Genomic DNA, 6431 nt, shown 5'->3' on the forward strand with positions numbered 1-6431 from the left:
GTCAGCGGGGGCGGCGGAGGCGGGCGGTCAGGTAGCCGGACGTCGTCCAGGCCAGGCCGAGGACGACGGCCAGGCCGCGCCGGGGGTCGCGGCTGAGCAGTCCGCGCAAGAAGGCCCTGGGGAGCACCTTCGTCGTGTACGTGCGCTCGGAGGACAGGGCGCTGTCGGCACCGGCGAGGCCTGCGACGACGGCCTTGGAATGGCCTTCGCCGACGCAGCGGCGCAGGAAGTAGCGCCACGTGGCCCGGGCCGGGGCGACGGTGTGCTCGACCTTCGCGGCGGGCTCGTAGACGACGCCGGAGCCCGGGGTCGCGGCGGCGGCGCGGATGTACATCTCGGTCTCCTCGCAGCCCGTCGCTGCCGTGCCGACACGGCCGACCCGGCCGTCGAAGCCGCCGACCCGCAGGAGGACGTCGCGCCGCACGCTCATGTTCGCGCCGATGACGTTGCGGACCCGGGTGCGCTGCGCCGGCAGACCGTCGTAGGAGCAGCCGACGACCCAGTCGAAGGCGGGCGGCCACCACGTCGGCCGGGCGCCACCCGGCCAGCGCGGCGTGATGTGACCGCCGACGCCGATCACGTCCGCCGCGTAGGCGGCGGCGAGGTGGCGCGACCAGTCCGGTGCGGCGGCCGCGTCGTCGTCGAGGTAGGCGACGACGGCCCGGGTCGCGAGGGCGGCGCCGGTGTCCCGTGCGCCCGACAGCCCCTTCGCGCCCGTGCTCGGGACGACGGCGAGGTCCGGCCACTGCCGGCGCGCCGCCTCGAGCAGGGCGTCGTTGTGGTCGACGACGAGCAGCACCTGCCCCACCGGGTCGGCCTGCCCGAGCAGGGACTCCACCGCCCGTACGAGGTCTCCCCAGCGGTCGAGGGTGTAGGCGCAGACGACCACGCTGACGTCGCGCGGGCGTACGAGGTCCGGCAGGGTGCCGGCGTCCGGCGCGGGGAGGTCGACCACGCGACCTGTCTAGCACCGTGCGGCCGGCTCCCGGTGCGGTACCGACGAACGTCACACCGACGGATGGCACGGTCGCGGGCCGCCTCCCCCGGCTACGCCCGGTCGGCCCATCCAGCGCGGGCGTGCGCCGTCCGACACTCCCCAGACGGCGCAGATGTCCTGCCGCCGCGGTGGCGATCCGGAGGTGTCCATGTACGGCCTGGTCAACCGCGCCGTCGAGGACCTCGTGACGAACAAGTTCGGCCCGGACGCCTGGGCCGAGGTCAAGTCCCGGGCCGGCGTCGACATCGGCATGTTCGTCGCGATGAGCCCCTACCCCGACGCCGTCACCTACAGCCTCGTCGGTGCGGCCAGCGAGGTGCTCGGGCTGCCCGCCGAGCAGGTCCTCGAGGCGTTCGGCGAGTACTGGATGCAGTACTCCGCGCGCGAGGGCTACGGCGAGCTCCTCGACCTCATGGGGAACGACCTGCCGACGTTCCTCGCCGAGCTGGACGACGTCCACGAGCGCCTCAAGCTGTCGTTCCCCGACCTCGTGCCGCCGTCCATGTCGGTGAGCGACGTGACCGACGCCTCCCTCGTCGTGCACTACCGCAGCGACCGCGCCGGCCTCGCGCCGTTCGTCGTCGGGCTGCTGCGGGCGGCCGCCGCCCGGTTCGGCCGGACGGCGGAGGTCACGGTGACGCGCAGCCGCGACGACGGCCACGACCACGAGGAGTTCCTGGTCCGGTACCTCGACGCCTGACCGGACCGCACCGGACGCCTGAGCGAAGGACGCACCCGCGTGACCGCCGACCCCGACAACACCCCCGGCACGAGCCCAGGCACGAGCCCCGGCACGACCGCGGGGACGGCCCCCGCCGTCACCCTGGACGCCGCGGCGCTCAACGCGATCTGCCCGTTCCACCTCGCCTGGGACGCCTCCGGCCGGGTCGTCCAGGCCGGCCCCGTGCTGCGCCGGCTCGTGCCGGACGTCCTCGGCAGCCCGCTCGTCGACGGCCCGCTGCGCGTCGTCAAGCCGCACGGGCTGCGCCGTTTCGACGACCTGCGGGCCGCCTCCGCGAGTGCCCGGCTGACCATCCTCGAGGGCCGGGACGACGACCGGCTGCGGCTGCGCGGCGAGCTCGTCCCGTCCGCGGACCGCACCGCGGTCGTCTTCTTCGGCGCGCTCGTCGTGAGCGACCTCGAGACGGCCACGGCCCTGGGCCTGTCCCTGCGGGACTTCCCCGCCCACGACGGCGTCGCCGACCTCCTGCTCATGGCCCGGGCGCAGGCGACGTCCCTCGGCGAGGCCCAGGAGCTCACGCAGCGGCTCCAGACGCTCAACCAGGAGCTCGAGGACCGGGTCGACGAACGCACCCGGAGCCTGTCCGAGTCCCGCGACAAGCTCGCCCTCTACGCACTCGAGCTCGAGGACCTCTCCGAGCGGCTGCGGGCCGAGAGCCGGGAGCGCGAGAAGGTCGAGGAGGACCTGCGCCTCGCCCACCGGCTCGAGGCGGTCGGCCAGCTCGCGGCGGGCGTGGCCCACGAGATCAACACCCCCGTGCAGTTCGTCGGGGACAACCTGCGCTTCCTCGGCGACGCCCTCGGCGACGTCGAGCGCGTCCTCGCGGCGTACGAGGGCCTCGTCGACGCGGCACTCGCCCGGCCCGGCTCGGCCGCCGACGTCGACGGGCTCGCCGAGCACGTCGAACGGCTCCGCACGACGCTGTCGGACGCCGAGATGGACTTCGTCCTCGAGGAGGCCCCGCGCGCCGTCCGGGAGTCGCTCGAGGGGATGGAGCGGGTGAGCAGCATCGTCCGGGCGATGAAGGAGTTCGCCCACCCGGACGTCGACCGGCGCCTCACCGACCTCAACAAGGCCGTCACGACGACGCTCGTCGTGGCCCGCAACGAGTACCGCGACGTCGCCGAGGTCGTCACCGACCTCGACGAGGACCTCCCGCAGGTCGCCTGCAACCCCGGCGAGATCAACCAGGTCGTGCTCACCCTCGTCGTCAACGCCGCGCACGCCGTCCAGGCCGTCGTCGGCAACAGCGGCGCCCGTGGCACGATCACCCTCCGCACCCGGCACCTGCCCGGCCCGGACGGCGGCCAGGTCGAGATCGTCGTCGAGGACACCGGGGTCGGCATGGCGCCGGACGTCCTGCCGCGGATCTTCGACCCGTTCTTCACGACGAAGGCCGTCGGCCAGGGCACGGGCCAGGGGCTGAGCATGGCGCACGCGATCGTCACGACGCGGCACCGCGGCCGGATCCTCGTGACGTCGACGCCGGGCGAGGGCAGCAGCTTCGCCGTCCGGCTGCCGGTGGGGGCCTGACCCCGCCGGGTGATTCCCGGCCGTTCCGCTCACCACCCCGCAGACCCGGCCGACGGGTCAGGCATGGCGTTGAGGGGACAGGTCGCAGCGGCGATGGCAGCCGTCGTCTCGCCGCTCGTCTTCGCGCTCGCGGTGCCCGGGGTGTTCCCGGCGGCGGACGCGGGGGCGCGCGTGGGCCGGCCGACGCTGCCCCAGGGGCAGGTCCTGCGCAGCGGCAAGCCGCCGTCGCCGCGCGGGGCGACGCTGTGGGTCAACCCGAGCCCGGCCGCGGACGCGGTCAGCCGCACGCTCTCGGTGCGCCCGACGGACGCCGCCCTGCTGCGCAAGATCGCCTCGAAGCCGCAGGCCACCTGGCTCACCGAGTGGCTCACCCCGTCGAACGCGACGACGTACGTCGCGGGCCGGGCCCGCACGGCCGCGGCGGGCGGCAGCGTGCCGGTGTTCGTCGTCTACGGCGTCCCGATCCGCGACTGCGGCGGCTTCTCGGGCGGCGGCCTCGGGACCTCGGCCGGCTACCGGGCCTGGGTGGACGGCATCTCCAAAGGCCTCGCCGGGCGCCGCGCCGTCGTCGTCGTCGAGCCGGACGGGCTCGCCTCGATGGACTGCCTCACCACCGCCCAGCAGCGGCAGCGCACCGCGCTGCTCGCCTACGCCGTGGACCGGCTCGGCGCGAACCCCGGCGTCTCGGTCTACCTCGACGCCGGCCACTCCCGCTGGCACCCGGCGGCCGTCATGGCCGCCCGGCTCAAGGCGGCGGGGGTGGAGCGCGCCCGCGGGTTCGCCCTGAACGTCGCGGCCTTCGACCCGACGCCGGGCGAGATCGAGTACGGCCGCAAGATCGGGGTCGCGCTCGGCGGGCCCGTGCCCTTCGTCGTCGACACCAGCCGGAACGGCAAGGGCCGCTGGGAGGGCACCCTCAGCTGGTGCAACCCGCCCGGCCGGGCCCTCGGCACGCCGCCGACGACGAACCACCCGGACCCGCTCGTCGACGCCCTGCTCTGGGTGAAGACGCCCGGGATGTCGGACGGGCTCTGCCGGGGTGGCCCCGGCGCCGGGAAGTGGTGGCAGTCTTACGCACTCACCCTGGCGCGCAACGCCTCCTGGTGACGACTGTCACCCGATCTGGGCCCGGGCAGCAGCCACGAACTGCGGTGAGAGCACCTCGACAGCCGTGTTCGTGAGGTGCGACGCATCCCTGTAGAGGAGCAGGCCGCCGCGCGCCGCGGGGCAGGTCGCCGCACCGCCCGGGGCCGACGACGGGCAGACGAGCTCGGTCAGGTCCACGAGGTACGTGCGCGGCCAGCGCCCGGCGCTGATCTCCTCGGCCGCGAGGTCCCGCCGCAGGGCGCGTCCGCGGTCGAACGCGCAGCGGCCCCAGTCGGTGAGCGCCCCGGACATGCAGACCGGCACATCGCGGTCCGGTTGCGGTGTGTCGGCGACGTAGACCATCGGGGCCCCGAGCGCACCGAGCCGCGTCAGGGTCGGTCGCCATGCGTCGGCACGCTCCTGCGCGCCTCGGAGGTAGCCGTTGAAGCTCGCGACGACGACCAGTGCAGGCCGGGGACCGCTCTCCAGACGGCGGAGCGTGTCCTCCCGCCAACTGTCGCAGGCCGCGGCGACCGCCGGGGACTTCGGGACGCTGATCCGGGCCGCCGGACAACCGGAGTGGGTGAACACCTGGACCGACGTCCCCATCGACGCCGCCAGGTCGCTGACGGCGGACATCCACTGCGAGGCGTGCGAGTCCCCGAACAGGACGACCGGCCCCTCCGGGCCGGTCCTCCCGATGACGCACCCCTTGCTCGTCAGGTCCATCAGGTCGGCGTGGCAGCCGTGACCCGTGGGTGGCAGGTCCGCGGCCGCCTCGAACGGTGTCGGGCGCACCGACCCTGCGGTGACGGAGTCGTCGAAGTGCACCACCGCGCGGTCGACCCGGCCCGGCGCCGCAGCGCCGCCCCGGTCTGCCGTGCTGCCCTCGAGCGTCAGCGCCCCCAGGACGAGCGCCGCTGTCAGCGGCACGACGGTCGCGGCGACCCCGAGCGCCAGACCGTTGCGCGGCCGGGCCGAGACCACGGCGCTGCGGCGCAGCGGCCGCTCGACCCAGCGGCTCGTCAGCGCCGCGGGCCCGAGCGCACCGACGGCGACGGCGAGCCGCACGGGCCACGTGAGGTCGCCCCAGCGAGCGGCGACGAGCACGATGAGCGGCCAGTGCCACAGGTACCACGTGAACGACCAGGCACCGAGGCGGCGCATCACGGCCGTGGAGAGCAGCCGGCTGGTGAGCGGTCCGCGGGTCCGCGGGACGTCGCTGCCTGCGGCGAGCAGGGCGGCGGTCGCGAGCGTCGGGACGAGCGCGTGCGTCCCGGGGTACCCGACGTCGACGGTCCGGGCGGCCGCCCAGCCCAGCGTCACGAGGCCGACGAGACCGGCCGCCGAGCGGGCGAGCAGGGCCGGGCGCGAGCGCAGCCGGGCCACGACGGGCAGCAGCAGCGCGAGCCAGGCACCGGCGGCGAACTGCCAGGCCCGGCTCGGGCTCGACAGGTACGCCAGCGGCGCCGAGGTCTGGGTCCAGTGCAGGCTCAGCGCGAACGACCCGGCGGTGAGCAGGGTGAGCGCACCGGCCAGCGCCGTCGTCCGGGCGATCCGCAGCCGGCGGGCCAGGGCGAGCGCCCCGACGAAGACGAACGGCCACACGAGGTAGAACTGCTCCTCGACCCCGAGCGACCAGTAGTGCAGGACCGGGCTCGGGTCGCCGCCCGCACGCAGGTAGTCGGTCTGCTCGGCGACGAAGTGCCAGTTGCCGCCGTAGAGCGCGCTCGCGAGGACGTCGCGGGCCAGGTCGACGCGGGCCAGCGGCGGCAGCAGCAGCGCCCCGAGGGCGCACGTCGCGACGAGCACGAGCCCGGCCGCGGGCAGGATGCGCCGGCAGCGCCGGGCGTAGAACCCGGCGAGCCCGACCCCGGCGTGGTCGCGCACCTCGGCGACGAGCAGCGACGTGATGACGTAGCCGGAGACGACGAAGAAGACGTCGACGCCGACGAAGCCGCCGGGCAGCCAGGGCAGCCCCGCGTGGTAGAGAACGACGAGGAGCACCGCGAGGCCGCGCAGACCCTCGACGTCCGGCCGGAACGCGACCCGGGGCTCGGGGCGCGTTCCGGC

General features: G+C 75.2%; 5 protein-coding genes. 3 read left to right on the forward strand and 2 right to left on the reverse strand.

The genetic code is table 11. The features are described from left to right. Position 1: 1 nt before the first annotated feature. Positions 2 to 955, reverse strand: a complete 954-nt coding sequence (locus tag EDJALFJO_RS24135; protein ID WP_198950595.1) for a glycosyltransferase family 2 protein — start codon at positions 953 to 955, stop codon at positions 2 to 4. A gap of 190 nt (positions 956 to 1145) precedes the next feature. On the opposite strand from EDJALFJO_RS24135, the gene EDJALFJO_RS24140 reads away from it, so the two are divergent. The 3 genes from EDJALFJO_RS24140 to EDJALFJO_RS24150 all read left to right on the forward strand — a co-directional run bounded on the left by EDJALFJO_RS24140 (position 1146) and on the right by EDJALFJO_RS24150 (position 4379). Continuing rightward, entirely contained in the window at positions 1146 to 1697 is a 552-nt protein-coding gene (locus EDJALFJO_RS24140; protein WP_088288875.1) for a heme NO-binding domain-containing protein, read from the forward strand. 39 nt (positions 1698 to 1736) lie between these two features. After that, entirely contained in the window at positions 1737 to 3272 is a 1536-nt protein-coding gene (locus EDJALFJO_RS24145) for a sensor histidine kinase (RefSeq protein WP_088288876.1), read from the forward strand. A gap of 93 nt (positions 3273 to 3365) precedes the next feature. Next, complete coding sequence (locus EDJALFJO_RS24150; RefSeq protein ID WP_233150010.1) at positions 3366 to 4379, forward strand: glycoside hydrolase family 6 protein; 1014 nt, start codon at positions 3366 to 3368, stop codon at positions 4377 to 4379. 6 nt (positions 4380 to 4385) lie between these two features. Here the strand turns inward: EDJALFJO_RS24150 and EDJALFJO_RS24155 are convergent. Next, the coding region (locus EDJALFJO_RS24155; protein ID WP_198950596.1) for an acyltransferase family protein at positions 4386 to 6431 on the reverse strand (2046 nt) is incomplete at its 5' end.

The organism is Kineosporia sp. A_224, assembly GCF_002198655.1.
In the GTDB taxonomy this organism is placed as follows: Bacteria; Actinomycetota; Actinomycetes; order Actinomycetales; family Kineosporiaceae; genus R-H-3.

Excerpts from the sequence above, each read along its gene's own strand:
- EDJALFJO_RS24140 (WP_088288875.1), top strand. The coding sequence starts at position 1,146 with ATGTACGGCCTGGTCAACCGCGCCGTCGAGGACCTCGTGACGAACAAG.
- EDJALFJO_RS24150 (WP_233150010.1), top strand. The coding sequence starts at position 3,366 with ATGGCAGCCGTCGTCTCGCCGCTCGTCTTCGCGCTCGCGGTGCCCGGG.